Genomic DNA, 23823 nt, shown 5'->3' on the forward strand with positions numbered 1-23823 from the left:
GACGTGGAGCAGGCGTACCCTTGGGGCCATCACAGCATTCGGAAACGTGTTCCCTCCGTTTGCCGAGGAGCGCTGGTTCGGGGGCCGGAAGTAAACAACGGTCCCGCACAGAGTGGCGTATTCACTCCACGCCCAAGGCCCATTACCGCCCCTCACGCCACCACATCGCGGAGATCGCCAGCAGCAGTACGCCGAGTCCTGCAAATCCTGTAAACAGAGGGAGCGTATCGACGCTTTTCAGCACGGTTTCGTCGGTCATGCGTACGGTGAGGCGGCGGTTGTCGGCCACGCGGACCTGGCCGCGGACGGGCAGGATGTCGGGGAGGCGCAGGCCGCCATTGCCGTTGTCGAGGCGGGTGGTAATGCCGCGTGTTTCCTCGCCGATGGGCTTCAGGCTGTCGGTGGTGGAGACCATGGCCTTGAATTCGGGTGCATCCACCGCGCCGACATGGACGAGCGCGGAGAAATCGCCGTTGGTGACGGTGAAGAGGCCTGTTTCTTCCATGCGGCGTTCGGCGGTAAACAGCCCGGGCTCGGTTTGCGTCAGCTGCACGGTCTCTGTGCGGCCGGAGGGATATTCGATCGTTGCTTCGCCCGGATCGTCGCCAATGGTCTGGCGGTGGATTTCCAGCCTTCGGCCATTGGCCCTGGCGGTCAGCGCCTCTTCCTCGAGCTCCGGTTCCTTCATCAGCCAATGGGCGATGCGGCGATAGAGCGAGACATGGGGGCCACCGCCTTCGAAGCCACGTGCCCACAGCCAGCCCTGATCGGACAGCAACATGGCCACACGGCCCTTGCCTTCGCGATTGAGCACCAGAAGCGGGCGATCGTCCGCCGCCGTCATGACCGTTTCGCCGCCCGGTTGGACAACATCGACGCTGCGGAACCAGCGACCCCAGTTTGGCGGCTCGGCAGCCGATCCATCCAGTCCCCGGGTGACCGGGTGGCGCTTGCCGATATCCGACAGGCGCGGATAAAATCCGGCCTGGTGGACATCCCCGGTGGGGGCGGCCGGCAGCACATTGGACAGCGGCGTGATGGCGATGGAATCCTCGCCGGCATGTTCCGGTCCTGCCGCGATCAGCAGCGCGCCGCCATTTCGCACATATTCAGCGATGTAATCGTAATAGAGGATCGGCAGCACGCCGCGATGCTGGTAGCGGTCGAAGATGATCAGGTCGAAATCATTGATCTTTTCGACGAAGAGTTCGCGGGTGGGAAAGGCGATCAGCGATAATTCGTTGATCGGTGTGCCGTCCTGCTTTTCCGGCGGGCGAAGAATGGTGAAGTGCACCAGATCGACCGAGGCGTCGGATTTCAACAGATTGCGCCAGGCGCGCTCGCCGGCATGGGGTTCGCCCGACACCAGCAGCACGCGCAGGTTCTGGCGAATGCCCTCGATCAGGTGAATGGCGCGGTTATTGGCCTCGGTGACTTCGCCGGGCAGGCCGTCGACATCGAATTCCAGCACATTGTTTCCGCCGCGTGGCACCTTGAAGGAGAAGGGCGTTTCCTCGCCGGGGATCGCCTGCAAGGTGCCGGCCGGTTCGCCATTGATGCGGGCGGTCACAGTTGCGGGCGCCGTGTCGGGTGTACCGTCGTCGAAGACGCGCAGCGTCAGCTCCTGATCCTCGCCGACAATGCCGAAGCGGGGTGCGCGCACGACTTCGATGCGCCGGTCGGTTTCGCCTTCGCGACCGGTGATCAGGCCATGAACAGGAGCGTCGAAGCCCAGCGCATGGGCATTGGCGGGAATGTCATGGATCTGGCCATCGGTAACGAAGACAGCACCGCCAACACGCGCCGGCGGAACATCGGCGATGGAGGCCGACAGGGCCTCGAACAACCGCGTGGACGGCGTGTCGGAATCTTGCGCGCCTGTGACCTCGACAATGCGCGGCTCGATCTGGGGAAAGCGGGCAAGGCGTTCCTGCAGACCTTTGAGCGCCTCGTCGGTCATGGCCACGCGCTCTGGCGTATCCTGGCTCTGGCTGCGGTCGATGATGACGGGCAGAACGGTGGACAGAGCCTCGCGGTTTTCATTGAGCACGACCGGATTGGCAAGCGCCAGCAACAGGGCTGCGAATGCTGTAAGGCGCACCACCGTGCCGCGGATATGCGAGCGCAGGCCGGCCAGCGATATCAGAATGCCAAGGACTGCAAAGACGGCCAGAGCCGACCAGGGCAGGAACGGGGAGAATTCGATTGTCATTGCGCCCCCTTACTGGCCAAGCCGTTCGAGGAGAGCGGGAATGTGCACCTGGTCTGCCTTGTAGTTGCCGGTCAGCATATACATCATGATGTTGACGCCGGAGCGGTAGGAGAGTTCGCGCTGGCGTTCACTTGCGGGAACGGTCGGCAACAGCGGCGCGCCCTGATCGTCAACGGCCCAGGCGCCCATCATGTCGTTGCCGGTAATCATGATCGGCGTCACGCCGTCGCCCGAGGAGGAAAGGGCGGCATTGGAGTTGCGCGCTTCCTGCCGGGCCTCGACCCAGAGGGGGCCATCATTGTAGCGGCCGGGGAAATTGTTGAGCAGATAGAAGGAGCGGGTCAGAACGTGGTCTGACGGCACGGGCTCCAGCGGGGGGATGTCCATATTGGCAAGGATGGCGCGCAACCGGTCGCCATTGGCACTCGATCCGCCACCGCCGTTTAAAGAGCTGAACTGGTCGCGGGTGTCGAAGAACACCGTGCCGCCGGAGCGCATATAGGCGTCGATGCGGCTGATGGCGGCGGCAGTCGGCATGGGCGCTGTTGCGGAAATGGGCCAGAAGATGATGGGATAAAAGGCAAGCTCGTCCCTGGATATATCGAGTGCGACCGGTGCCGAGGGTTCCAGCGTGGTGCGATAGGTGAGGAAGTCGGTGAGCCCGATCAGGCCGCGTTCGGACAGGCGATCCACATCGTCTTCGCCGGTAATCACATAGGCGAGACGGGTGTTGTCGAGATGTTCGATGAACTGCTGGTCGCCGGGGCGGCTGTCGTCTGCAAGGCCCACATCCGGGCGCATGGCCAGCACGACGGCAAGACCGATCATGGCAGCCGTTGCCGCAGACGAGCGCGCGCGGCGCGAAAAGGCGCCGCCCATGAACAGGACGATGATGCCGTCCGCCAACAACAGCAGGAGAGCGAGCATGAACAGATAGGGCTTCAGCGGCGTGGTGACGGCGCCAATCAGCGGTGCGTTGGTCAGGGGCATGGAGGCAGCAGTGTCAAGCGGGCGCAGAACGGTTGCAGGTGCCAGAAGGTTGAGCGCGACAAAGCCATCCTCGCTGCCATAGAGGCCCGGAGGATTGTCGATCGTGGCTGCTACCGGGCGGTTGGTTCCGGTCTCGATCGGGCGGGCGCTTGCGGTTTCAGCGGTCAACGCACCGCGTTCGTCGAGGAGCCGGTAAGGCGGCAGGCTCTCGGCCCTTGCGCCATTGTCGCTGATGCTGGCGGTCGCGTTGGACAGTTGCACGATCCGCCGCAGCATTTCGACGAATTCTCCGGAGATCGGCAGGTTGGACCAGGTCGCCTCAGCGGTGACATGAAAGAGAACGATGCGGCCACGGCCCGTTTCGCGGGTGGTCACCAGCGGCGTGCCATCTGCAAGGCTGGCCCATGTGCGTTCGGCCAGATCCGGCGTCGGCTCGGCCAGTACCTGACGGCGCACCAGCACGCCCTCCGGCTGATCCATGCCGGCAAAGGGGCCGAAAGCGGGGAAGTCAGCCAGCGGCTGCGGCTCGGCCCAGGAAAGCGCTCCCCCCAGTTCGCGTTCGCCCTGACGCAGGATCACCGGCACCAGCGGATCGTCGCTTGGCGCGGCTGCCAGTCGCGGTCCGGCAAAGCGGATCAGCGTGCCACCATTTTGCAGCCATTTCTGCATGGGTTCATACACATTTTCCGGCAGACGTCCGATATCGGCCATGACGATGGCGGATGGGTTCTGCTGCAGGACTTCCGGAATGGAGACGGCGAGGTCCGGCACACCGGGCTGTATCAGGTCGGCATAGGGCTGAAGTGCGCGCTGGATATAATAGAGCGGTGCCAGCAAGGGCTGAAAATCATCGCTGCTGTCGCCGGTCAAGAGTGCCACCCGGCGGCGGCGGAAGCCATCGTCGAGCAGATGGACTGCGCCGGCGCTGGAAACGCCTGCGACCGAAAGGCGGGCGAAATCATTGCGCAGCTCGAAGGGGGCTTCGATCTTGCCTGATGCGGTGGACTGTCCGCTTGCAAATTCGACCGTGCCCGAGGCGATCTGGCGGCCCTGGCTGTCCAGCGCATCGACGTTTATCCGCTGGGCGCCACCGCTGTTGAGGCGCGTGGCGGTGACATCAAGGCTGTCTGCTTCGTTGAGGGCACCGGTAATGGCCAGTGCTGCGCTGCCATCGCCTTCGATGAGGCGCAGTTCGTGCGGGGACAGGTCGGCCAGCCGGCTTACGGTTTTGTCGTCATCGCCCACGGCCATGCCATCGGACAGGAAGGCCAGCGTTCCGGGGCGGGTACCCTGAAGGGCTGCTTCCAGCGCTGTGACGGCACGGTCGCGGTCCACCTGCAACGGGTGCGGGCGGGCGGCGGCGAGTTTGTCGCGGGCGATGGCGGCACTCGACGGCGTTGCATCGTTCAGGCGATCGGCGGTGAGGACGATGGAAACCGGCATGTCGCGGCTTTCGGCATCGTCGACCAGCGCCTGGGCCGTGCGCATGCGCCGATCCCAGTCTTCCGCCGTTGCCCAGCCATTGTCCATGACGATCGCCAGCGGTCCATCGGTGGAGAGCGCATCATTGCGCGGATTGAGGATCGGGTCGGCCAGCGCAAAGATGATGACGGTTGCAAGTGCGATGCGCAGAAGGGTTAGCCACCAGGGGCTCTTGGCCGGCGTTTCCTCGCGGCGCAGAACGTGAGCGAGGATCTTCAGCGGTGGAAAGACCTCATGCCTGGGGCTTGGCGGGGTGAGCTTCAGCAGCCACCAGATCAGCGGCAGGGCGGCCAGTGCCGCAAGGGCTGCCGGAAATGCGAAGGCGAATGGCAGGCCACTCATCGGCTACTTCCCCGCTCGCTGCCCGGTGCCATGCCGGAGAGATACATATGCACAGCCACCAGCGCCTGCGAGGCAAGCTGATCGGTACGGTGGGGCACGAAGCTCCAGCCCTGTCTGCGCAATGCCTCGCCCAGCGCATCGCGGCGGGCGAGATAGGCCGTGCGGTATTCTTCGCGAATACCTTCGGCGCGTCCTGACACGAGTTTTTGTCCTGTTTCTGGATCGATAAATTCCGTACGGCCGCTATAGGGGAAGTCTTCTTCCGCCGGGTCGGCAATCTCCACCACATGACCGCGCAGGCCCCGGCGGCCAAGCGGTGCGATTTTCTCCATGATGGTGTCGGCGTCATCGAGAAAGTCGCCGATCAGCACCACATCGCTCAGTCCGCGGATCATCACGGTATCCGGCATTCCCGTGGTCAAAGGCGCGTGGATCAGTGCCGTCGCCAGCCGTTCGGCTGCGTTACGCGCCGAGACAGGCTCCATGATGCCAGGGCAGCCAATGCGTTCGCCCGAACGGGCCAGAATTTCGGCAAGCGCCAGCATCAGCACCAAGGCGCGGCTTTCCTTGGAAACGTCGGCAAGCGTCGATTTGTACATCATCGACGGAGACATGTCGGCCCAGAGCCAGACCGTGTGGGCCGCCTCCCATTCGCGGTCGCGGACATAGACATGGTCGTCGCGGGCCGACCGGCGCCAATCGATGCGCGACAGGCTTTCGCCTTCGGTGAAGGGGCGGAACTGCCAGAAATTTTCGCCGATGCCGCGTTTGCGGCGACCATGCCAGCCGGCAATCACGGTATTGGCGATGCGTCGCGCCTCGACCATGCAATCCGGCACAAGGATTGCGCGCTGACGCGCTCTGGCGAGCGCATCGCGTCCGGGTGTCTGCTCGACGATCTGGCCGATGGATGCCATGTCCGTCTACCTTGCTTCCTGTTTCAGCTGACGCGCTTCACAAGGCCGGCAATCAGATCGCGCACCGACATGCCTTCGGCGCGGGCGGCGAAATTGAGGGCCATGCGGTGTTGCAAAACGGGTTCGGCGAGTGCGCGCACGTCATCGATCGATGGTGCAAGACGGCCCTCGTAAAGCGCACGGGCACGCACGCACAACATCAGTGCCTGACCGGCGCGGGGACCGGGACCCCAGGCAACATGCTTGTCGGTTTCTTTGTCGCCCTGGCCGGGGCGTGCGGCGCGCACGAGGGTGAGAATATAGTCGACCACGGCATCGGAGACCGGCATCTGGCGGATGAGGCGCTGGATCTCCAGAAGACGCTCCGAGGTGATGACGCTCTGGGCCTCGACGTCGACCATGCCGGTCGTATCGAGCAGGATCTGGCGCTCGGCATCGCGTGCCGGATAGCCGACATCGACCTGCAACAGGAAGCGGTCGAGCTGGGCTTCCGGAAGCGGATAGGTGCCTTCCTGCTCAAGCGGGTTCTGGGTCGCGAGCACGTGGAAGGGGGCCGGCAGATCGTAGCGCTGGCCGGCAATGGTAACGTGATATTCCTGCATCGACTGCAAAAGGGCCGATTGCGTGCGCGGGCTTGCTCGGTTGATTTCGTCTGCCATCAGAAGCTGGGCGAAGATCGGTCCCTTGACGAAACGGAAGGAGCGCCGGCCGGTTTCGTCCTGATCCATGACCTCGGTGCCGAGAATGTCGGATGGCATCAGATCCGGCGTGAACTGGATACGGTTGGCATCGAGGCCAAGCACGGCGCCGAGCGTTGTCACAAGCTTGGTCTTGGCAAGGCCCGGAACACCAACCAGCAATGCATGGCCGCCGGACATGATGGCCAGCAGGGTGTTTTCCACCACTTGCTCCTGGCCGAAAATGACCTTGGAGACTTCCTGGCGGATGCCGGCGATATCGGCAAGGGCAAGTTCTGCCGCCTCGACTGCGGCTTTCTCGTCCAGGACGTCCGGCGTGGTAATCATCCCCATTGGCTCTACTCCATCTGGTTGGCGTCGCTTCCGGCGAATCAGGCCGGCTATTCGTTTTTCACCGGCTAAGTTAGCTTATCCTCGGGGCGACGGCTGACAAGCGCGTTTCGAATGACTATCTCGTGAGGGACAACCGTTAGTGAGCAACCGGGACACAAAGATGGCAGCCGAGACCCTGAAAGCGACGAAAGATGCCGGCGATCTTGCCGCGATGATTTCGCGCGCGGCAGAACAGAGCGGCGGAAATAAGCGTGGACTTCCGCCCATCGATCGTTGGAATCCGCCCTTTTGCGGCGATATCGATATGGAGATCAGGGCCGATGGCACCTGGTTCTATATGGGAACGCCCATCGGACGGGCACCGCTTGTGCGATTGTTTTCGACCGTGTTGCGCAAGGATGAGGACGGAAAGACCTATCTCGTAACTCCTGTGGAAAAGGTTGGCATACGCATCGCTGACGCGCATTTCATCGCTGTTGAAATGGGCGTGTCAGGTGAGGGCACCGGACAGGTTTTGTCCTTCCGGACCAATGTCGGCGATGTGATCGAGGCCGGCCCGGATCATCCGCTACGCTTCGTCATGCAGGGCGAAAACAGTGAGTTGAAGCCCTATCTTCACGTCCGCGGGCGGCTGGAGGCACTGGTGTCTCGAGCGGTCATGTACGATCTCGTCGAACTGGGCGAGACCATCGATGTCGACGGCGTCGACATGTTTGCGGTGCGTTCCGGCGGTGCCGTGTTCCCGGTGATGCCGGCAAATGAACTGGACGTGCTTTCCAGATGAGTGAGAGCGGTCTTTTCTCCGCGAGGGAATTCCGGGCACGCGCCATCAACCAGATGGGCGGGCCTGTCGAGGATGCCTGGCGCGATCACGGCGATCATCTTTTGAACCCGCAAAGCATTCGCGAGATCGAAGGTATCCGGTTGAAGGACGCAGCGGTTCTGATCGGGATCGTCGACGATGGTGATGGCGAAGACGCCAAGGTGATCCTGACGCAGCGAACATCGACGCTGCGCAAGCATTCCGGCCAGATTGCCTTTCCCGGCGGCGGCATCGACGAGGAGGATGCGACACCGGAGGTCGCGGCATTACGCGAGGCGGAAGAGGAGGTCGGGCTTCATCCGTCCTTCGTCGAGACCGTCGGACGGTTGCCGCTCTATCTGTCGGGAACCGGTTTTCGTATTCAGCCGGTGCTGGCGGTGGTGCAACGCGGCTTTACCATCACGCCCAATCCAGACGAAGTGGACGAGGTGTTCGAGGTGCCGTTATCGTTCCTGATGAACCCGCACAATCACCGGCGCGACAGTCGGATGTGGCAGGGAAAAGTCCGTCATTTCTATACCATGCCCTATCATGACTATTATATCTGGGGCATTACCGCGGGCATTCTGCGCACGCTCTATGAAAGGCTCTACGCATGACCAATCTCTCTGCCCAGCCATGGTTCAACGAGCCTTCGCTGCGCAAGGTGCTCGCATTGTTGAACGAGGATGGTGGTGAGGCCCGGATCGTCGGTGGTGCCGTGCGCAACAGCCTGATGGGGCATGCCGTAGGCGACATCGATATTGCAACGACGCTGGTGCCGGCCGAGGTGATGGCGCGGGCGGAAAAAGCCGCGGTGAAGGCTATTCCAACCGGTATCGACCATGGAACCGTGACGCTGGTTGCCGATGGCAAGCCTTTCGAGGTGACGACGCTGCGCCGCGACCTTGCGACCGACGGGCGCCATGCAGAGGTTGCCTTCGGTGCGGACTGGAATGAGGACGCGCAGCGTCGCGACCTCACGATGAACGCGCTTTATGTCGGCGCAGACGGCGAGGTCGTCGATCTCGTGGGCGGACTGGACGACATTGGCGCAGGCAATATCCGCTTTATTGGCGATGCAGATGCACGCATTGCCGAGGACTATCTTCGGGTGCTCAGGTTCTTCCGGTTCTTCGCCTGGTATGGCTCCGGTCGTCCGGATGCCGCAGGGCTTAAGGCCTGCGCCCGTGCGCGGGATCGTCTGGGGCAGCTGTCGGCAGAGCGGGTCTGGGCTGAAATGAAGAAGCTGCTCGGTGCGCGCGATCCGGGCCGTGCACTGTTATGGATGCGCCAATCCGGCGTCCTGACTGCGATCCTTCCGGAGACCGAGAAGTGGGGCATCGATTCCATCGCGCCGCTGGTGGCCTGCGAAGAGGCGCTTGGCTGGTCCCCAGATCCCATGTTGCGGCTTTCCGCGATTGTGCCGCGCGACGCGGACAGACTGGCGGCGATGGCCAGGCGGCTTCGCCTGTCCAATGCAGAGACGGCCACGCTCGACGGTTTCGCCAAGGCTCCGGACATTGCCGATGACATGAAGGAGGCGGCACTGGATCGTCTGCTTTATCGGGAAGGGCGTGACGGTATTGTCAGCCGCCTGAAACTTGCTCTTTCGTCAGCACGGGGCGGGACAGGCAGCGCCGATATGGAAAAGGTCGGTCGTTATTCCAGACTGCTCAAACGGGCTGAGGGTTTTGAACGGCCGGGCTTCCCGCTTAGCGGTGCTGATCTGCTGGAGGCGGGCTTTGCCGCTGGACCCAAAGTGGGATCGGTGTTGAAGGCGCTTGAATCGGAATGGGTGGACAAGAATTTCAGCATTGACCGGGCGAAACTGATCGCCCGGCTGCAAGATTTTCGGGAGGAATGACGATCAGACGTCAGGCTGCATTCGCTTCATTTCTAATGCGCGCCTTGATGTTCTCGACCATATTCTCACGAATGATGGTCTCGCCGTGAACGTTGCGCATGTGCTCGACAGCACGGCGCACCACTTCTGCCTCCTCGTCTGCCCGGGTGTGCCAGTCGCAACCCGGAACCAGTGAACCACATTCATATCGCTTCATAGCTTTTCTCCTCTTTGACGGGTTCAACGTCCATAGAGTCAACGCAAGCGCAGGGACGCAAGATCCCGATACTAACAAAAAATGAGGGCATCCTGAAGTTTCGGGACCCGATCTAGTCTCGCATCGCCCAGGAATGAAAGACGGACGAGGTGGATGCGCGCGTTTCTCTGCGGATGATCCGTTCGGCATCATTCGCCGTTGCGCGGTCGCGCAGATCTCGCCCGGCGAGCCTCAGCTTGACCTCTTCGACATAATAGGAGTGGGGTAGATCCATATCCCCACTTGCCCGTAGTTGCTCGGCCAGTCGGTCTATGACCTCCGGCGCGTTCATTGCGCGATCCGTTCCGCTTACGGAAATGATCCGGTCAATGCCAGTTTTCGTGCTCATGTCAGTTCTCCTCCCGACTCACATTAGAAAAATAGCATACAATGGGCTTTCACCCAAAATAGTATTCCCCGGCAATTGCGGCGTGATCAGGGCCAGCGCACCGCTGGTGGCATGGAGGAGAGGATCGAGTCGACATTCCCACCGGTTTTAAGGCCGAAAATGGTGCCGCGGTCGTAGAGCAAGTTGAACTCGACATAGCGACCGCGCCGGACCAGCTGTTCCTCGCGGTCCGCCTCAGTCCAGGGCAGATTGAAATTGGCACGCACCAGCCTTGGATAGACAAGGTTGAAGGCACGGCCGACATCCTGGACGAAGGCAAGGTCCGCGTTCCAGCCGCCGGTTTCCTCAGGCGTCTGTAGCCAATCGAAGAAAATGCCGCCGACGCCCCGCGGTTCGTTGCGGTGCTTGAGGTAGAAATATTCGTCGCACCACTGCTTGTAGCGATTGTAGTCGGCGATGGCAGTGTGACGGTTACAGGCGATCTCCATGGCGCGATGGAACAGACGTGTGTCCTGATCTTCCTGCGTGCGCCGCCGGTTCAGCACCGGCGTCAGATCGGCGCCGCCACCGAACCAGTTGCTGGTGGTGACGACCATGCGGGTGTTCATATGAACGGCCGGCACATTGGGATTGACCGGATGGGCGATCAGCGAAATGCCGGAGGCCCAGAATCTCGGATCTTCCTCGGCGCCGGGGATCTGCTGGCGGAATTCCGGCGAGAATTCGCCATGGACCGTGGAGGTATGAACGCCGACCTTTTCAAAGACGCGGCCTTCCATCATCGACATGCGTCCGCCACCGCCTTCGCCATTATCGCGCTGCCAGTCCTTCGGCACGAAGCGGCCGGGGTCACGGTCCGACAGAGGGCCGGCGACTTCGTCTTCCAGGGTTTCGAAGGTCGTGCAGATGGTGTCGCGCAGGGTTTCAAACCATGTGCGCGCCGCAATCTTCTTGTCTTCGATGTCAGCCGGCAGGCCGATCGGCAGTTCTGGTCGTTCCATGTCATTCCCTGTCACGCCGAAAGCGTGGTCCTAGCGGTCGCCCCTAGCATGAGGGTTCGCTTATCAGTTCACTCTCGCCGGGACCAGCAAAAGGGCGCTTTCTTCCCCCGAAATTAGACTCGCAAATGGCGTCAGACGGCACTATTCTCAAGATGGATGAGGTTGGTATTATGGCAAGAGTACCCGGGCCACCGCCTTTTGAAGGGCTAAAACGCCGGATCTCCCGGCACAGGCTGGACGCGAGCAAGACGTCCAGCGGACATTTCGTGCGCGAGACCTTTTGCCTCGACGTGGAAGAGGCCAGAGCCAAGGCGCGCGAATGGTTCGATTGCTTTCCCAAGGCCGCTTACTGGACCGAAGTGGAGAGCTGGCGGATGCTTGAAGGCGACCGGGTCGAATTTACCATGCGCCGCCTGCCAACGGCAGATTGATGCATGCCATTGTGCATGTCGGCTCTACTTCTTCAATAAATGCGTATCTGCTAAAATTTTAGCAATTCCCTAAACGGTGCGGCAAAGCCTCTCTGGCATCATGTGTGACGGTTCTAATTTAGGGCCGCTGTCGAACGTAAATGTCGGGGAGCCGCAATGACGAGTGTATCAGTCAATTCTACCGCGTCGTCCGCGCTGTCGCTCCTCACCGGTTCGAACAAGGCGCTCATCCAGTCACAGCAGCGGTTTTCATCCGGTCTGAAGGTCAATCAGGCGTCCGACGATGCTGCCTATTGGTCGATCGCAACCTCCATGCGGTCGCAGAACCTGTCCCTGTCGTCTGCGGAAGATGCGACCGGACTTGCTGCGGCACTTTCGGACACAGCTGCTCTGGGCATGCAGGCGGCGACCGATATCGTTGGCGAAATTCAGTCCCGGCTGGTTCTGGCAAAGGCAGTGGGCTCCGACAAGACCGCCATCAATGCCGAGATCACCCAGCTCAAGGAGCAGTTGGGCACAGTCGCCAGATCCTCGTCCTTCAATGGCGAAAACTGGCTGAACCTCGATGCTGGGCAAACGCCCGGTGTCGAATCCATGGTCGCGTCCGTCAGCGACAACGGCGATGCGGGTGTCTCCGTCAACGTGATCGACTTCGATACCGCTACCTCCACCTTGATGAGTGCCGGGGATGCCAGCGACGGCATCTTGACGCGCAGCTATTCGGGAACGACCAAAGACGGTTCGTCTTATGACTATTACCTGATGGATGCCGGCTCCACGGTGCCGGCACCTGCGAGCTCGAGCGAAATCAAGCTGGATGCCAATACGACCAATGAAGAAATCGACGGTATGCTCTCTGCCGTCAACTCGATGATGTCCGGCTTGACCGATGCGGGAGCCGCCCTTGGTGCGACCAGTAATCGTATCAGCCAGAACAGTGAATTCCTGCGAGACCTTCAGGATATCACCGAAATCGGTGTCGGACGACTGGTGGATGCGGATATGGAAGAAGAAGCCGTGCGCTTCTCCGCTCAGAAGGTTCAGCAGCAGCTGCAGACGCAGGGGCTGAACATTGCCAACAACATGAAGTCGATGCTGACTCTGTTCATGTAACAGTTTGCGTCAGGGAAATCCGGTCTGCCGCATGGCTTCGCCGGTGATCATCGCAACCGACATTGCAAGGTTGAGCGAACGCTGTCCCTCGACCATCGGGATCAATATCCTGGCGTCCGCCTTGTCATGGACACGGTCCGGGACGCCGGCGCTCTCGCGGCCGAACAGCAGAATATCATCTTCACCATACGTGAAATCGGCATACCGGACCGCCGCCTTGGTCGAAGCAAGGACGAGACGGCGTCCGCTGGCCACGCGCCATTCCTCGAAACGATCCCAGTTGACGTGCCGGGTGAGACTGGCTGCTGCCAGGTAATCCATGCCGGCGCGTTTCAGATTGCGGTCGGAGAGGTCGAAGCCGGCAGGCTCGATGATGTCGACAGAAAGGCCAAGGCAGGCAGCGAGCCTGAGGATGGTTCCGGTATTGCCGGGAATATCCGGCTGGTAGAGGGCGATGCGGAGTTTCGTCATGCGCCTTGTTACGCGATCAGGGGTAACATCCTCAAGTCGTTGTTGCCGCCATTGCCTTTCTGTGGACTTCCGGCAACAGCTCTGCGTCGTTCAATCCGCCTGACAAACGATTGCGGCTTTTCAAATGACATGCGCGGGGATAGAAGTGCTGATCTTCAACACTCACAAAGGGAGGCTTTCGATGATCAATTCCGACTGTAAACGCCTCTCGCCGCCGGATTTTCCCAGGCTGTTGAGTTAGGCGACCTCTGGTCGTTCTCTTCTGTTTTTTCCATTGATTCGTCGCGCGGCTGATACACGGCCTCGCATATAAGACAGCCAAGGTCCGTCTTTCGTCTGCGCGTTTTTCGCATTGGCAGACTTTCTTCGAAGCGGATCCCGGTCATTTTACTGGAGCATTTTAATGTTCGCGTGGTTCGAAAATCGCATCAATCCATATCCTGCCGAGCAGCCTGACCTGCCGCCGAAGGGGCTTGTCGCGTTCTGCTGGCATTATACCAAACCGACTGCCGGCTGGCTGGTTCTTCTGGGTTTCTGCTCGATGGCGATCGCTGTCGGCGAAGTCTTCCTCTACCAGTTTCTCGGCAATATCGTTGACTGGCTGTCGACCGCCGACCGGGCAACCTTCATGCAGAATGAAAGCGGCAAGCTGTTGTGGATGGGCTTGCTGGTGCTTGTCGGCCTGCCGCTTCTGGGCGCCATGCATTCGATCACCATGCATCAGGTTCTGGCCGGCAGTTTCCCCATGATTGCCCGCTGGCAGATGCACCGCTTCCTGCTGCGGCACTCGATGACATTCTTTGCCAACGAGTTTGCCGGGCGCGTGGCCACCAAGGTCATGCAGACATCGCTGGCCGTGCGCGAATCCGTGATGAAGATCATCGACGTGTTCGTTTATGCGATCAGCTTCTTCGTCTCGATGCTGGCGCTGGTGTTTGCTGTCGACTGGCGTCTGGTGCTGCCGCTGGCGCTATGGGTCGTGTTCTATTGCCTGATCCTGTGGTATTTCGTGCCAAAGCTTCGCCAACTGTCGAGCGAGCAGGCCGATGCGCGTTCTTTGATGACCGGTCGTATCGTCGACAGCTACACCAATATCGCAACGGTGAAGCTGTTTTCGCATGCGGGTCGTGAGGAGAGCTATGCGCGCAGCGGCATGGATGCCTTTCTCGGCACAGTCCATCGTCAGATGCGCCAGATTTCGCTTTTGAACATCGTGGTCGACATCAACAATGCCATCGCCTTGTTCTCAATTGCCACGCTCAGCATCATGTTCTGGCTGGGCGGCACGATTTCTGTCGGCGCGATCGCGATTGCGATCGGTCTTGCCATGCGTATCAACGGCATGTCGCAGTGGATCATGTGGGAAGTGTCCGGCCTGTTCGAGAATATCGGTACCGTCTATGACGGCATGGGCATGATGACCAAGCCGCACGACATCATCGATGGCGAGAAGGCCAAGGATCTCAAGGTCGACAATGGCGGCATCGTCTATGACCATGTCCGGTTCCATTACGGCAAGGACAAGGGCATCATCGAGGACTTCTCGCTGACGATCCATCCGGGCGAGAAGGTCGGTCTGGTCGGACGCTCCGGGGCCGGCAAGACAACCTTGATGAACCTGTTGCTGCGCTTCTACGATCTCGAGGCAGGGCGCATTCTTCTCGATGGTCACGACATTTCGGAGGTGACACAGGAAAGCCTGCGGTCGCTGGTGGGCGTGGTCACGCAGGATACCTCGCTGCTGCACCGCTCGATCCGTGACAACATCGCCTATGGTCGTCCGGATGCGACCGATGAGGAAGTGATCGAAGCGGCCAAGCGTGCCAATGCCTGGGACTTCATCGAGGACCTGGTCGATATGCAGGGCCGCAAGGGTCTGGATGCGCAGGTCGGCGAACGCGGTGTGAAACTCTCCGGCGGACAGCGCCAACGCATCGCGATTGCCCGTGTGTTCCTCAAGAACGCACCGGTCCTGATCCTCGACGAGGCAACCTCGGCACTGGATTCCGAAGTCGAGGCGGCGATCCAGGAAAGCCTGTTCTCGCTGATGGAAGGCAAGACCGTGATTGCGATTGCGCACCGCCTTTCGACGTTGACGCAAATGGATCGGCTGGTCGTTCTGGACAAAGGCCGGATCATCGAGACCGGTACCCATGCCGAACTGGTTGCCAATGCCAGCGTCTATGCTGACCTTTGGAACCGCCAGTCCGGTGGCTTCCTGGCCGATGAGGCAGATGCCGAGACAGCGGCGGCCGAATAAGCTTTCGCGCTCCAACAGATGAACGCCCTGCCGGTGTCAAACGGCAGGGCGTTTTAGTTTTTCTATAGGCTAGCTGCAGAAATATCGATTGGCCTTCGGGCCGTCGTCGCTTAAGCGACGGTTCCGGGATGTTGGTCCCGCGCAATTCAGGAGCCTGATTTCATGCGGCGATATGCTGACTGGTTGTGGGGTGCCTTTGCCGGCATTCTGCTGGCCTTAATGGTGACGATCAACAGCGGTCTTGCGGCCTATACCACGCCGTTTACCGCGTCCTGGATCGTTCACGGCGTCGGCGCGCTTGCGGCCTTCTTTCTGGTGCTGGGCAATCTGGCCATCGCCGGCCGGCGCGGGCCGAAGGGCGTGTCGGGACAAAGGGCACCCCTATGGTCCTATTTCGGCGGCGCTCCGGGCGCGTTTGCCGTGGCGCTGTCTTCCATTGCCGTGAATTCCGAACTGGCGCTGGCCGGCGGATTGTCACTCCTTCTCGTGGGGCAGATCCTGTTCGGTCTCCTCTCCGATGTGTGGGGACTGTTCGGGACACCGAAACGGGCGCTCAACCGCTTCGATCTGATCGCGGCTGTCTGTGTGATTGGCGGTAGTGCACTGATCATCTTCTCGGGAGGGGCGTGATGCTGTCGTCTGTCATTATCGCGCTTGCAGGAGGTGCTGCTGTCGGCATGAGCCGTTCATTGAACGGGCGTCTGACCATGGAGAGCGGCGCATTCAGTGCTTCCTTCTGGAATCACATGATCGGCTTCCTGTTGTTGTCGGTCTATATCGTCACGCTGCATCGCGAGGGCATTGCCCTTCTCGGTTCGACGCCGCTCTGGGCCTTTTCCGGCGGCATTATCGGTGCGCTGTTCGTGGCGATCAGTTCCTATGTATTTCCGCGTCTGGGCGCCAACCGTTCGGCACTTCTCATCATCGGCGGACAGATCATCACCGGGCTTGTCATTGATTATGCGAGAGGAACGGCAGGATTTCACATCGGCCAGCCGGTGGGCGTGGCGCTGATCCTGTTCGGCATTTATCTGACGCGATTTTCAAAGTGAGCGGGCGAGATCTCGCTCCATGAGAAAAGGGGCATCGCTGCCCCTTTTCGTCGTTCCCATTTCTGGTCGTAGAGATCAGAATTCGGTCCACTCCGCCTCGATTTTTTGCGCTGCGGCGCTGCCGCCAAACGCTGAGGAGATGCGACGTCCCAGTTCGCGGGCCGGCGATGGGGCAGGGCGGCTTCCAGCCGTCGCGGTCACGGCGCTCTTCGGCGCTGTCGCTGCTCGACCGTCCAGCCTGAACTGAGCGAGCAACTGGTTGAGCGTGGCTGCCTGCTGGGCGAGGCTGTGGCTGGCTGCCGTCGACTGCTCGACCATGGCTGCATTCTGCTGTGTGCCCTGGTCCATAAGGTTGACCGCCACATTGATTTCCTGGAGGCCGGTCGATTGTTCGCGGGCCGAGGTCACGATGGCGCTGACATTGCCATTGATCTGCTGAACGTGTTCGGCAATCTCGCTCAGCGCCTCGCCGGTCTTGCGGACGAGCTGCACACCGTTGTGAACCTGAACGCCCGAGGTGGTGATCAATGCCTTGATTTCCTTGGCGGCATTGGCAGATCGCTGGGCAAGCTCTCTGACCTCTTGCGCGACAACCGCAAAGCCCTTGCCGGCTTCACCTGCACGGGCCGCCTCAACACCGGCATTCAACGCCAGCAGGTTTGTCTGGAAGGCAATGTCGTCAATCACGCTGATGATATTGGAGATCTCGCCGGACGACTTTTCGATCTTGTTCATTGCGTCGATGGCGTCGGCAACCACCTTGCCGGACTGTTCGGCACTGGTGCGGGTGTTGGCTACCAGCTGGCCGGCGTCTTCGGCGCGAACGGCCGAATCCTTCACCCCGGTTGTGACTTCTTCCAGGGCTGCAGCGGTCTGTTCGATGGACGACGCCTGCTGTTCAGTGCGCTTGGACAGGTCATTGGCTGCAGAGAGGATTTCCTGCGCTCCGGCATCGATCCCACGGGCATTCTCACCGACTGCGCTCAAGGCCTTGTTGAGCTTGGAGACGGAGTCGTTGAAGTTGTTACGCAACTGATCGAGGCTGCCGGTGAAAGCGGTGTCGAGACGGACTGAGAGGTCGCCGTCGGAGAGCTGTGACAGACCGTTGCCGAGTTGATCGACAGCGAACTGAATTTCGGCTGCTTCGCTGGCCTTCTGCTCCTCGCTTGCCTTGCGCTGTGTTTCGCTCAACGAACGGTTGGCTTCTGCATCGCGCTCCAGCTTGACGCGTTCGATTGCGTTTTGACGGAAGACCTCAACTGCTGCCGCCATATCGCCAATCTCGTCGGTGCGCTCGGCATAGGGGACATGGCTGTCGATGTCGCCACCGGCGAGCTTTTTCATCGCTCCCGTAATACCGTCGATCGGTTTTGCAATGCGCAAAGTGCTCATCACAGCGGCGCTGACAGAAACAGCAAGCGCGAGGAGGGCAACGACAATGGTGAGCCACTGGGCGAAGTTCGACGCTTGGTCGGCCTGCTCGGTCGCCAGATCGGCCACACTGCTATTGTTCGTGATCATCTGGTCGAGAAGATCGCTCATTTCGGTCGCAGCAGTATTCATGCCACCGGTATAAAGTGTCATCACGTCCAGCAGTTTGCCGTCCGCCTTGAGCGTCACCAACTGCTTTGCAAGCACATCATAGGCAGCTGTTTTGGCGTTGAGATCGTCAATAAGCGCTTTGGTCTCTCCTCGTTTTGCTTCTAAAGCGTAGGCTGCGAAGGCCTGATCACGAGCGGCCAGCTTGTTATTGATACCTGCGGTGGCATGTTCAATTTCGTCGGGGCTATAGGAGGCCACAAGCACGGCATAGGCGCGGCGCACTTCCGCGACGGCCAGGCGCATGTCGCCAAGCATGACGGTCTTCGGCAACCGTTCATTGGCAATTTCGTTGATGTGCGATTTCATCTGGGTGAGGGAGGACATGGCAACTCCACCCTGAACAAGTCCGAGAATGACTGTGATGCCGAACAACAAAGGCAGCAGAATTTTTATCTTCATGAAGCGCATCGGATTTTTCCAAATTCAAAAAATACAAACTTTGAAGAAGCTGGTCACTTATGCGAATGCCGACCTGCTATCTGGTTTGGAAAATAGATTGCATACGTCCTTTAATCGTTAACAACGGACATAAAATTGCGATTTCAGGCGATGTTGTCTGACACATTTTGATTGTGGCACGCCGTATTAATCCGCCCGGGCTTTGTCTTGTCGTCAAAGCCGCCTATATGCATCGTCATGATCATTAAAAGCGTTGTCCGCCTCTTCGAAAACTGGATCGATCCATTCGGACATCGTGACGAATTGCAGCCACCGTCCAGAACGGCGGCGTTTGTCTGGTTCTATGTGTCCAAAGCCAAGTGGGCGTTTGCCACCATGGCAGTGTTCGGCGGGGCCGTTGCCGTGTTGGAGGCAGCCCTCTTCTGGTTCGTTGGACGCCTGGTCGATATGCTCGACACTGTGCCAAAGGATGCCGGCTGGAACGGTCTTGTCGACGCGCATGGTCCGGAATTGCTGGTCATGGGCGTGGTCGTGCTGATCGGGCGCTTCGTCGTGGTCACCATTGGCGCGCTGGTGGAAGAGCAGGCGATTGTTCTCAACTTTTTCAATCTGGTCCGGTGGCAGGCCTATGCCCATGTGGCGCGGCAGTCGCTCAGCTTTTTCCAGAATGACTTTGCCGGGCGCATTGTCACCAAGGTCTGGTCTGCCGGTCAGGCAACCGGCGATCTTCTCACATCGTTGTTGCAGGTGGCGTGGTTCATGGTGATCTACACCGTCTCCACCATGACGCTGGTCGGCCAGCTGGACTGGCGGCTGGCCGCAATCATCGGCTGCTGGATCGTCGTATTCGGCTTTCTCGCTCGCTATTTCGTGCCGCGCATTCGTCGCCATGCCCGTGAGACGGCAGAGACGAGTTCAATGTTGAACGGTCGCCTGGTCGACAGTTTCAGCAATATACAGACGTTGAAGCTCTTCGGACGTGAAGAGCAGAACGATCACTATATCCGCCAGGGTTTCGAGCGCTTCCAGGATTCGCTCAAACCCTTTGCGCGGTTAATTACCGGTGTCAGGGCCTCACAGGCCATTCTGTCCGGCATCATGATCACGATGATTGCAGCGCTCTCCATTGACCTTTGGTTGAAGGGGCAGATGACCGCCGGTGGCGTTGCCTTTACACTGGGACTGGTTTTGCGGCTCAACATGCTTCTCGGTCGCATGATGACGCAGATGAACGGCATCATGCGCAATATCGGCACCATCCAGAATTCAGCTGAATTGATTTCCAGGCCTATCGGCCTTGTCGACGATGCCGCCGCCAAGCCCTTGGTCGTGTCGAAGCCTGAGATCCGCTTCGAGGATGTGAGCTTTCACTATGGCAAAAAGTCCGGGGCCATCGATCACCTGACACTCGCCATCAGGCCCGGCGAGAAGGTCGGTATCGTTGGACGGTCCGGTGCCGGCAAGTCGACGCTGGTCAACCTTTTGCTGCGCTTCTACGACGTCGAGGGTGGCAAGATCCTGATCGATGGGCAGGACATCTCCACCGTCACGCAGGAAAGTCTGCGCACCAATATCGGCATGGTAACGCAAGATACGGCGCTGCTGCATCGCTCGATCCGCGACAATATCCTGTTCGGTCTCGAAGATGCCGGGGAAACGCAATTGGTGCGGGCCGCCGAGCGCGCCGAGGCTATGGCGTTTATCGACAAGCTGGAAGATCAGCGTGGGCGCAAGGGGGTCGACGCGCATGTCGGCGAACGCGGGATCAAGCTTTCCGGTGGGCAGCGACAGCGTATCGCCATTGCCCGGGTAATGATGAAGGATGCGCCCATTCTGGTTCTGGATGAGGCGACCTCGGCTCTCGATTCCGAGGTGGAGGCTGCCATCCAGTCGAATCTCGAAAGGCTGATGCAGGGCAAGACAGTGCTTGCCATCGCCCATCGCCTCTCGACCATTGCGGCACTGGATCGTCTGGTGGTGATGGACAAGGGCCGCATCATCGAACAGGGCACGCATGCCGAACTTGTGGAGCGGGGCGGTCTTTATTCCGAACTCTGGGCGCGACAGTCCGGCGGGTTTATTGCCGGCGATCCCATGGATCCGGCTGAAGCGATCAAGGACTGACTAAGGTCGGGACCGCGGACCGTCACCGATCGCCACGTCTGCAATGATGCCAAAGTGGTTGGAACCCAGGGAATCCGGAATCCGCTGCAGTGACAGCGGGGTAACGTCATCGGTCACGAAAATGTGGTCGATTGCAATGCCATAGCGTCCAGCCGCAATCGGCCAGGTTGCCGGTTCAGGTCCCGTCTTCGACAGGGAACTGTCCTTGAGAAAACGCTGCATATCGGGGGCAATGCTGCTGGAGTTGAAGTCGCCCCCCAGAATGATCGTGCCGCCGAAGGCATCCAGATAAAGCGACAGCCTGCGCAATTCGAGTTCATGATAGTTGTCGAAATAGGGCTTGGTCAGATGAGCCAGCGCAAAACGGACCGTCTTGCCGGCGATCTCGGTTTCGATGACGCCGAAATGGTTCCGGCGGATATCGCTCAAGCTGTCCGTAAACTCCGATTTGATCGGAAACTTTGACAGGATAGAATATTCGCAGCCAGGCATTTTCGGACCGCAGCCTGACTGGTACGGGTATTTCGTGGCGAGCTTTTCCAACTGCGAGGCGATGGGGTTTGCCTCCATGAAGAAGGCGACATCAGCATTCGAATCGAGCAAGTAATCGGCAATGCGCTCGGAATTGGCAAAGTTTTCGTTCAACATGTTAAAGGAGAGCACCCGGACTTTCTGGCTGCCGGCAGGTGCTGCGACAGCTTGCCGCACGAATTGCTGTTTCATGACGATGGAATGGCCCGTGAGAAAGACCGAGATGGCGAGCAAGCCGACAGTCAAAACGTTCCGTTTCATGAAAATGCATACAACAGCTGCGGCGATGCAGGCGATGCCCGCATGGGTCTGGAAACTGTAGACGAGTGAAAGCAGCCAGAAGTCCGTAACGTAGCGCAGCGCCATGATGGCTAGCGCCAGTGAAAGAAAGGCGCATAGGGCACAACTGAGGCAGTGACGCATCTTCGGGAAATCCAGATTGCTGAAACATGGGCTGACGACCGTTGGACCATGCCCCACAACTCTGAGGGTAGCAATATCCGCCAAGCCGAACACAAGGCAAGGAAGCCTTGGTAGCCAGTTACTTCAGTCCGATCATTGCCCCCAACTATTTCCGCGTCATTGTGCCCTATCCCCCTGTCAAGGCTGGACATAATTCGCTATCAAGCTTAGAACGCGCCCGAATGAGGGGGAATCTATGTCATCTTTATGGCGGAGTCTGATTCCCAACCTTTGGGGGCAGTGCGGTTTGTCGCAGCACAATGCGAAAAGGATTGGTTGACCGTGAGCGAACACGATACGAACAGCGAAACCATGGGCGAGCCTACTCGCCGCGATTTTCTTTATCTGACAACGGGTATGGCCGGCGTGGTCGGTGCAGTTTCAGTTGCATGGCCGTTTATCGACCAGATGCGCCCTGATGCTTCCACACTCGCTCTCGCATCGATTGAAGTCGACGTTGCGGCTCTGGAGCCGGGCATGTCGTTGACGGTCAAGTGGCGCGGCAAGCCGGTTTTCATCCGCAACCGGACGGACAAGGAAGTCGAGGAGGCCAAGGCTGTCGCACTGGGTGACCTGAAGGATCCTGTCGCGCGCAATGCCAATATTGCAGATGATGCCAAGGCGACCGACGTCGATCGTTCTGCAGGCGAAGGCAAGGAAAACTGGCTGGTCATGCTCGGCGTTTGCACCCATCTGGGTTGCGTTCCGCTCGGTCAGGCCGGCGATTTTGGCGGGTGGTTCTGTCCCTGCCATGGCTCGCACTACGATACCGCGGGCCGTATCCGTAAAGGTCCTGCGCCGGAAAACCTGCACATTCCGACCTATGGCTTCGTTTCCGACACTGTGATCAAAGTCGGCTGAGGGGATACGAGAATATGAGTGGTCATTCTAGCTACCAGCCAGCAAGCGGCATCGAGAAATGGGTGGACGCGCGTCTTCCGCTGCCTCGCCTGGTTTACGACAGTTTCATCGCCTTTCCGGTACCGCGCAATCTGAACTATGCCTACACCTTTGGCGCAATGCTGGCGGTCATGCTGCTGGTCCAGATCCTGACCGGTGTCGTGCTTGCCATGCACTATGTCGCCGGCACGGGCCTTGCCTTCGATTCCGTCGAAAAGATCATGCGTGACGTGAACCATGGCTGGCTGCTGCGCTACATGCATGCCAATGGTGCATCGTTCTTCTTCATCGCGGTCTATCTGCATATTGCCCGCGGTCTCTATTACGGTTCCTACAAGGCGCCGCGCGAAATCCTCTGGATCCTCGGCGTTGTCATCTACCTGCTGATGATGGCAACCGGCTTCATGGGCTATGTTCTGCCCTGGGGTCAGATGTCCTTCTGGGGTGCCACCGTTATTACCGGCTTCTTCTCGGCCTTTCCTCTGGTGGGCGAGTGGATCCAGCAGTTCCTGCTTGGCGGCTTTGCCGTTGATCAGCCGACGCTCAATCGCTTCTTCTCGCTCCATTATCTGCTGCCCTTCATGATTGCCGGTGTCGTTATCCTGCATATCTGGGCACTGCATGTGACCGGCCAGACCAACCCGACGGGTGTCGAGGTGAAGTCGAAGACGGATACCGTTCCATTCACGCCCTATGCGACGTTGAAGGATGCCTTTGGTGTTTCGATTTTCCTGATCGTCTATGCATGGTTCGTGTTCTACATGCCGAACTTCCTGGGGCATGCCGACAACTACATCATGGCCAACCCGCTGAAGACACCGGCTCACATCGTTCCTGAATGGTATTACCTGCCGTTCTACGCGATGCTGCGTGCGATCACCTTCAATGTCGGCCCGATCGACTCCAAGCTTGGTGGCGTTCTGGTGATGTTCGGTTCGATCCTCATCCTGTTCTTCCTGCCCTGGCTCGACACCTCCAAGGTCCGCTCGGCTGTCTACCGTCCCTGGTACAAGCTGTTCTTCTGGATCTTCGTCGTTAACTCGATCCTGCTCGGCTGGCTCGGTTCGCGTCCGGCGGAAGGCTTGTATGTGGTGATGTCGCAGATCGGCACGCTCTACTACTTCGGCTTCTTCCTTGTGATCATGCCCCTTCTGGGTCTGTTCGAGACGCCGCGGCGCATTCCGAACTCGATTACCGAGGCGGTTCTTGAGAAGAACGGCAAATCCGCCCGGGCACAGGCCTAAGGTCGC

General features: G+C 59.7%; 21 protein-coding genes. 11 read left to right on the forward strand and 10 right to left on the reverse strand.

The genetic code is table 11. The features are described 5' to 3' along the window. Positions 1 to 142 precede the first annotated feature (142 nt). From ACWPM9_RS07065 to ACWPM9_RS07080, 4 genes are read right to left on the reverse strand one after another with little or no spacing between them, the layout of a single operon-like run. Positions 143 to 2212 (reverse strand): hypothetical protein, encoded by a 2070-nt coding sequence (locus tag ACWPM9_RS07065; protein ID WP_484757220.1) that lies wholly within the window; start codon positions 2210 to 2212, stop codon positions 143 to 145. A gap of 9 nt (positions 2213 to 2221) precedes the next feature. Then, the gene (locus ACWPM9_RS07070; protein WP_484757221.1) at positions 2222 to 5026 is read right to left on the reverse strand and encodes a DUF4159 domain-containing protein; all 2805 of its coding nucleotides are present in this window, start codon (positions 5024 to 5026) and stop codon (positions 2222 to 2224) included. After that, positions 5023 to 5943 (reverse strand): DUF58 domain-containing protein, encoded by a 921-nt coding sequence (locus ACWPM9_RS07075; RefSeq protein WP_484757222.1) that lies wholly within the window; start codon positions 5941 to 5943, stop codon positions 5023 to 5025. The genes ACWPM9_RS07070 and ACWPM9_RS07075 overlap by 4 nt, the downstream gene beginning before the upstream one ends. A gap of 23 nt (positions 5944 to 5966) precedes the next feature. Continuing rightward, positions 5967 to 6974: an AAA family ATPase gene (locus ACWPM9_RS07080; protein ID WP_428187335.1), complete on the reverse strand. Its 1008-nt coding sequence runs from the start codon at positions 6972 to 6974 to the stop codon at positions 5967 to 5969. Positions 6975 to 7134: 160 nt separating this feature from the next. Between ACWPM9_RS07080 and ACWPM9_RS07085 the strand changes: the two genes are divergently transcribed. The 3 genes from ACWPM9_RS07085 to ACWPM9_RS07095 are packed head-to-tail and all read left to right on the forward strand — an operon-like array spanning position 7135 to position 9643. After that, entirely contained in the window at positions 7135 to 7758 is a 624-nt protein-coding gene (locus ACWPM9_RS07085) for a DUF1285 domain-containing protein (RefSeq protein ID WP_428187334.1), read from the forward strand. Beyond that, entirely contained in the window at positions 7755 to 8396 is a 642-nt protein-coding gene (locus tag ACWPM9_RS07090; RefSeq protein ID WP_428187333.1) for a CoA pyrophosphatase, read from the forward strand. Before ACWPM9_RS07085 ends, ACWPM9_RS07090 begins: the two co-directional genes overlap by 4 nt. After that, entirely contained in the window at positions 8393 to 9643 is a 1251-nt protein-coding gene (locus tag ACWPM9_RS07095) for a CCA tRNA nucleotidyltransferase (protein ID WP_484757223.1), read from the forward strand. Before ACWPM9_RS07090 ends, ACWPM9_RS07095 begins: the two co-directional genes overlap by 4 nt. Positions 9644 to 9653: 10 nt before the next feature. Here the strand turns inward: ACWPM9_RS07095 and ACWPM9_RS07100 are convergent, their stop codons facing one another. The 3 genes from ACWPM9_RS07100 to hemF form a co-directional block, all read right to left on the reverse strand. Beyond that, positions 9654 to 9839 carry a DUF1059 domain-containing protein gene (locus ACWPM9_RS07100; protein WP_428187331.1) on the reverse strand — a complete coding sequence of 62 codons (186 nt, stop codon included), beginning with the start codon at positions 9837 to 9839 and terminating at the stop codon, positions 9654 to 9656. Between the two features lie 112 nt (positions 9840 to 9951). Beyond that, entirely contained in the window at positions 9952 to 10227 is a 276-nt protein-coding gene (locus tag ACWPM9_RS07105) for a hypothetical protein (RefSeq protein WP_428187330.1), read from the reverse strand. Positions 10228 to 10313: 86 nt separating this feature from the next. Then, entirely contained in the window at positions 10314 to 11228 is a 915-nt protein-coding gene (gene hemF, locus ACWPM9_RS07110; RefSeq protein WP_484757224.1) for an oxygen-dependent coproporphyrinogen oxidase, read from the reverse strand. Positions 11229 to 11398: 170 nt separating this feature from the next. On the opposite strand from hemF, the gene ACWPM9_RS07115 reads away from it, so the two are divergent. Both ACWPM9_RS07115 and ACWPM9_RS07120 read left to right on the forward strand, forming a co-directional pair. Further along, positions 11399 to 11659, forward strand: coding sequence for a hypothetical protein (locus ACWPM9_RS07115; RefSeq protein WP_428187328.1), 261 nt, complete (start codon positions 11399 to 11401; stop codon positions 11657 to 11659). A 156-nt stretch (positions 11660 to 11815) separates the two neighbouring features. Then, positions 11816 to 12772 (forward strand): flagellin N-terminal helical domain-containing protein, encoded by a 957-nt coding sequence (locus ACWPM9_RS07120; protein ID WP_484757225.1) that lies wholly within the window; start codon positions 11816 to 11818, stop codon positions 12770 to 12772. Positions 12773 to 12781: 9 nt separating this feature from the next. Here ACWPM9_RS07120 and ACWPM9_RS07125 read toward each other — a convergent pair whose 3' ends face one another. Then, complete coding sequence (locus tag ACWPM9_RS07125) at positions 12782 to 13243, reverse strand: tRNA (cytidine(34)-2'-O)-methyltransferase (protein WP_484757226.1); 462 nt, start codon at positions 13241 to 13243, stop codon at positions 12782 to 12784. A 403-nt stretch (positions 13244 to 13646) separates the two neighbouring features. Between ACWPM9_RS07125 and ACWPM9_RS07130 the strand changes: the two genes are divergently transcribed. The 3 genes from ACWPM9_RS07130 to ACWPM9_RS07140 all read left to right on the forward strand — a co-directional run bounded on the left by ACWPM9_RS07130 (position 13647) and on the right by ACWPM9_RS07140 (position 16555). Further along, complete coding sequence (locus ACWPM9_RS07130; protein ID WP_428187325.1) at positions 13647 to 15503, forward strand: ABC transporter ATP-binding protein; 1857 nt, start codon at positions 13647 to 13649, stop codon at positions 15501 to 15503. 162 nt (positions 15504 to 15665) lie between these two features. Then, entirely contained in the window at positions 15666 to 16133 is a 468-nt protein-coding gene (locus ACWPM9_RS07135; protein ID WP_484757227.1) for a DMT family transporter, read from the forward strand. Further along, positions 16133 to 16555 (forward strand): DMT family transporter, encoded by a 423-nt coding sequence (locus tag ACWPM9_RS07140; RefSeq protein ID WP_428187323.1) that lies wholly within the window; start codon positions 16133 to 16135, stop codon positions 16553 to 16555. The genes ACWPM9_RS07135 and ACWPM9_RS07140 overlap by 1 nt, the downstream gene beginning before the upstream one ends. Positions 16556 to 16630: 75 nt before the next feature. Here the strand turns inward: ACWPM9_RS07140 and ACWPM9_RS07145 are convergent, their stop codons facing one another. Next, entirely contained in the window at positions 16631 to 18556 is a 1926-nt protein-coding gene (locus tag ACWPM9_RS07145) for a HAMP domain-containing methyl-accepting chemotaxis protein (RefSeq protein WP_484757228.1), read from the reverse strand. 237 nt (positions 18557 to 18793) lie between these two features. Here ACWPM9_RS07145 and ACWPM9_RS07150 point away from each other — a divergent pair, with 237 nt between their 5' ends. Further along, positions 18794 to 20680 carry an ABC transporter ATP-binding protein gene (locus ACWPM9_RS07150; protein ID WP_484757229.1) on the forward strand — a complete coding sequence of 629 codons (1887 nt, stop codon included), beginning with the start codon at positions 18794 to 18796 and terminating at the stop codon, positions 20678 to 20680. On the opposite strand, the gene ACWPM9_RS07155 is transcribed toward ACWPM9_RS07150, so the two are convergent. Beyond that, the gene (locus ACWPM9_RS07155) at positions 20681 to 21577 is read right to left on the reverse strand and encodes an endonuclease/exonuclease/phosphatase family protein (protein WP_428187320.1); all 897 of its coding nucleotides are present in this window, start codon (positions 21575 to 21577) and stop codon (positions 20681 to 20683) included. It lies immediately after the preceding gene. A gap of 378 nt (positions 21578 to 21955) precedes the next feature. Between ACWPM9_RS07155 and petA the strand changes: the two genes are divergently transcribed. Both petA and ACWPM9_RS07165 read left to right on the forward strand, forming a co-directional pair. Beyond that, positions 21956 to 22534, forward strand: coding sequence for a ubiquinol-cytochrome c reductase iron-sulfur subunit (petA, locus tag ACWPM9_RS07160; protein WP_484757230.1), 579 nt, complete (start codon positions 21956 to 21958; stop codon positions 22532 to 22534). Between the two features lie 14 nt (positions 22535 to 22548). Next, complete coding sequence (locus ACWPM9_RS07165; protein ID WP_428187318.1) at positions 22549 to 23817, forward strand: cytochrome b; 1269 nt, start codon at positions 22549 to 22551, stop codon at positions 23815 to 23817. Positions 23818 to 23823 lie beyond the last annotated feature (6 nt).

This window comes from Agrobacterium sp. H141 (genome assembly GCF_057158725.1).

Excerpts from the sequence above, each read along its gene's own strand:
- ACWPM9_RS07065 (WP_484757220.1), bottom strand. The coding sequence starts at position 2,212 with ATGACAATCGAATTCTCCCCGTTCCTGCCCTGGTCGGCTCTGGCCGTC.
- ACWPM9_RS07070 (WP_484757221.1), bottom strand. The coding sequence starts at position 5,026 with ATGAGTGGCCTGCCATTCGCCTTCGCATTTCCGGCAGCCCTTGCGGCA.
- ACWPM9_RS07075 (WP_484757222.1), bottom strand. The coding sequence starts at position 5,943 with ATGGCATCCATCGGCCAGATCGTCGAGCAGACACCCGGACGCGATGCG.
- ACWPM9_RS07080 (WP_428187335.1), bottom strand. The coding sequence starts at position 6,974 with ATGGGGATGATTACCACGCCGGACGTCCTGGACGAGAAAGCCGCAGTC.
- ACWPM9_RS07085 (WP_428187334.1), top strand. The coding sequence starts at position 7,135 with ATGGCAGCCGAGACCCTGAAAGCGACGAAAGATGCCGGCGATCTTGCC.
- ACWPM9_RS07090 (WP_428187333.1), top strand. The coding sequence starts at position 7,755 with ATGAGTGAGAGCGGTCTTTTCTCCGCGAGGGAATTCCGGGCACGCGCC.
- ACWPM9_RS07095 (WP_484757223.1), top strand. The coding sequence starts at position 8,393 with ATGACCAATCTCTCTGCCCAGCCATGGTTCAACGAGCCTTCGCTGCGC.
- ACWPM9_RS07100 (WP_428187331.1), bottom strand. The coding sequence starts at position 9,839 with ATGAAGCGATATGAATGTGGTTCACTGGTTCCGGGTTGCGACTGGCAC.
- ACWPM9_RS07105 (WP_428187330.1), bottom strand. The coding sequence starts at position 10,227 with ATGAGCACGAAAACTGGCATTGACCGGATCATTTCCGTAAGCGGAACG.
- hemF (WP_484757224.1), bottom strand. The coding sequence starts at position 11,228 with ATGGAACGACCAGAACTGCCGATCGGCCTGCCGGCTGACATCGAAGAC.
- ACWPM9_RS07115 (WP_428187328.1), top strand. The coding sequence starts at position 11,399 with ATGGCAAGAGTACCCGGGCCACCGCCTTTTGAAGGGCTAAAACGCCGG.
- ACWPM9_RS07120 (WP_484757225.1), top strand. The coding sequence starts at position 11,816 with ATGACGAGTGTATCAGTCAATTCTACCGCGTCGTCCGCGCTGTCGCTC.
- ACWPM9_RS07125 (WP_484757226.1), bottom strand. The coding sequence starts at position 13,243 with ATGACGAAACTCCGCATCGCCCTCTACCAGCCGGATATTCCCGGCAAT.
- ACWPM9_RS07130 (WP_428187325.1), top strand. The coding sequence starts at position 13,647 with ATGTTCGCGTGGTTCGAAAATCGCATCAATCCATATCCTGCCGAGCAG.
- ACWPM9_RS07135 (WP_484757227.1), top strand. The coding sequence starts at position 15,666 with ATGCGGCGATATGCTGACTGGTTGTGGGGTGCCTTTGCCGGCATTCTG.
- ACWPM9_RS07140 (WP_428187323.1), top strand. The coding sequence starts at position 16,133 with ATGCTGTCGTCTGTCATTATCGCGCTTGCAGGAGGTGCTGCTGTCGGC.
- ACWPM9_RS07145 (WP_484757228.1), bottom strand. The coding sequence starts at position 18,556 with ATGAAGATAAAAATTCTGCTGCCTTTGTTGTTCGGCATCACAGTCATT.
- ACWPM9_RS07150 (WP_484757229.1), top strand. The coding sequence starts at position 18,794 with ATGATCATTAAAAGCGTTGTCCGCCTCTTCGAAAACTGGATCGATCCA.
- ACWPM9_RS07155 (WP_428187320.1), bottom strand. The coding sequence starts at position 21,577 with ATGGCGCTGCGCTACGTTACGGACTTCTGGCTGCTTTCACTCGTCTAC.
- ACWPM9_RS07165 (WP_428187318.1), top strand. The coding sequence starts at position 22,549 with ATGAGTGGTCATTCTAGCTACCAGCCAGCAAGCGGCATCGAGAAATGG.